General features: G+C 30.4%; 3 protein-coding genes. 2 read left to right on the top strand and 1 reads right to left on the bottom strand.

Going from position 1 to position 2,530, the window contains the following annotated elements; all coding sequences use genetic code 11:
• Positions 1–1,150: class I SAM-dependent methyltransferase (locus tag AOG55_RS04305; RefSeq protein ID WP_055040939.1), on the bottom strand; the 1,150-nt coding region annotated here is incomplete at its 3' end.
• Between the two features lie 131 nt (positions 1,151–1,281).
• On the opposite strand from AOG55_RS04305, the gene folD reads away from it, so the two are divergent.
• Together folD and AOG55_RS04295 are read left to right on the top strand one after the other, a co-directional pair.
• Positions 1,282–2,124, top strand: coding sequence for a bifunctional methylenetetrahydrofolate dehydrogenase/methenyltetrahydrofolate cyclohydrolase FolD (folD, locus tag AOG55_RS04300; RefSeq protein WP_055032495.1), 843 nt, complete (start codon positions 1,282–1,284; stop codon positions 2,122–2,124).
• 50 nt (positions 2,125–2,174) lie between these two features.
• The gene (locus tag AOG55_RS04295) at positions 2,175–2,504 is read left to right on the top strand and encodes a hypothetical protein (protein WP_054963806.1); all 330 of its coding nucleotides are present in this window, start codon (positions 2,175–2,177) and stop codon (positions 2,502–2,504) included.
• Positions 2,505–2,530 lie beyond the last annotated feature (26 nt).

Genomic DNA, 2,530 nt, shown 5'->3' with positions numbered 1-2,530 from the left:
TCCTTGCTATTAAATAGCAATTATTATTTTTAAAAATATAGTATGTTTTGTCTCCATTTAGATGTTTTTCCATCTCATTTTTTAACCTATAATATTCTGATGTATCAATTGAAAAAATAAAAAATATTTTTCCGGCATTTAGTTTTATTAATTCATTTTTAAGTTTTTCTATTGATGATCTTGCCTCCAGTATATATGTACGCCCAAAGAAATTTTTTATATATTCATTGGATGTGAATAAAAGCCTTTTTTTATCATGATATATTAAATGCATATTATCATCTATGGCCTTATAAAGCAGTTTAGAATATATTAAGCTTATATCAGGTAAATATAAATAATCATATATTTTATTATTCTGGTTGACGATTTTAATCTCCTCAGGCTTACCTGTTATCCTCCTCCTTTCGGGAAGCATAACCGCTGAGGTAAAATCTTTCTCGGGATTCATTGTATACAATGTTAGCCTACTAATATAACCATTCACAGATATATATTCCCTTTCACCATTTATGCCTATGTTTTCCCATCTCATCTGTGGTGGTAAATCAAAAACAAAACCAGCATTTGGATTAAATCTTTTCATTATAATTTCAGGATTTGGAATGAGATCATCCATCTTCCTTTTACTGGCCATTGCAGGCCTGAGGGGATCTGAAAAGATTATATCAGCGGAATACCTTATATCATTAAAGGCATCATTATTTATGAAATTTGCATCAGAATTATATGCGCGTTTATTTAGCAATGATAGGAGGTATCTAACCCTGTCTATCTCTATTCCCGTTACATGGGAATATTTTGAAAAAAATATGGCCTGCATGCCTGCTCCGGAACCTATATCAATGATCTCACTGCCTTTCAGTTTTTCACCCCTGTAATCTCCAATTATTTCCGGTGTTGAATACATTGATGCGTATTTGTCAAAGAATAATCTGCTGCTTTTCGAAAATTTATGTGCATTCAATATCCTGTAATGTGCGAATTCATATAGCAAATCAATATTTTTATAATCATATTTTTTCTTAATAAATTTTAAATCATATCCAGAAGTTATATCATTTGCTATATTATCTATCTCATTATTTATAAGACCGTAGTATGAATTGGATTTTACAAGTCCTTCAAGCAATTTTATAATGTTACCCATTTATGACTTAAATACCAAGGTTTATAATTACCTTTATCCATAATAAATATAAAAAATGGAGGAATTAATTTTAAAAGAATTTATTAATAAAACCAAAATAACCATGTGGATTATTAAAAAATGGTGAAGCGATGATACTTGACGGGAACCTTGTTGCAAATAAAAAAATGGAAGAAATCAAAAATGAGGTTGATGACCTTAAAAATAAATACGGAATAATGCCGCATTTAAAATTAATACAGATCGGCAATGATGCTGCATCGTCAATTTATGCAAATGCAAAGATAAGGCGTGGAAAAAAACTTGGAATTAACGTGACACTGGATAAATATCAAAACATCAACCAGGATGAATTAATAGATTTAATTAAAAAATACAGTATTGACAAAAATATACATGGAATAATGATGGAATCACCCCTGCCTGAGAATTTAAATTATTATGACATAATAAAATACATACCATACTACAAGGACTCTGATGGCCTTTCACCGGTAAATCTTGGAAATTTATATATAAGGAATGAGGAAATAGCACCAGCCACAGCAAGGGCAGTTGTAGACATCCTTGAACATTATGGAATTAAAAATGGGAATGTGTGCATAGTTAATAGGAGCCCCGTTGTCGGGAGGCCATTATCAATGATGCTTTTGAACCGTGATTTTACTGTAAGTATATGCCACAGTAAAACGTCAAATTTAAAGGAAATTGTCGAATCATCAGACATCCTGGTTGCCGCAATAGGCAAAAAACATTATTTTGGCAAAGATTTTGTAAATAACAATTCTATAGTCATAGACGTGGGAATTAATTATGAGGGCAATAAAATTTATGGAGATGTAAATTTTGATGAGGTATCCGGCATTGTTAAGGCAATAACACCTGTACCCGGTGGCGTTGGTGTAGTTACAGCCACAGATATATTTCAGAATTTTATAAACGGTATTAAAATACAGATGCATAATTTCGTTTAAAATGTATTTGTAATCGATAAGTTTATATCATTTTGTAGAATATTTTCCCGATGATTTCTCCGGATGAGCTTTTAAAGCCAAATGTTTCAACAACCTTTGCAAGAAATGGGTCAAAAATATACATACTGAAAAATTTTTATGATTTTTCTGTAAATGACGACATATATTATTCTATTAACATGGTTGAGGTTGGAAATAGCAATATAATACTTTATTCTCTTAACAGAAGAAGGTATGTATTTAGCCTTGATTCCATATCATTTTTCAAGGTTCATTACAGATATGAAAAGGTTAAGTTAAACTTAATAAGATACCTTCTTTATATGGGAATTTATTCTGTGGCAATGGCAAGGATTTTATCCTTTGTTGCCAGGTTGTAAACTTTTTTAAAATTAATTTAAAATTT

The sequence above is a fragment of the Acidiplasma cupricumulans genome (assembly GCF_001402935.1).
In the GTDB taxonomy this organism is placed as follows: domain Archaea; phylum Thermoplasmatota; class Thermoplasmata; order Thermoplasmatales; family Thermoplasmataceae; genus Acidiplasma; species Acidiplasma aeolicum.
The sequence above is the reverse complement of the archived record's forward strand: the minus strand, read 5'-3'. Positions and strand labels throughout refer to the sequence as shown.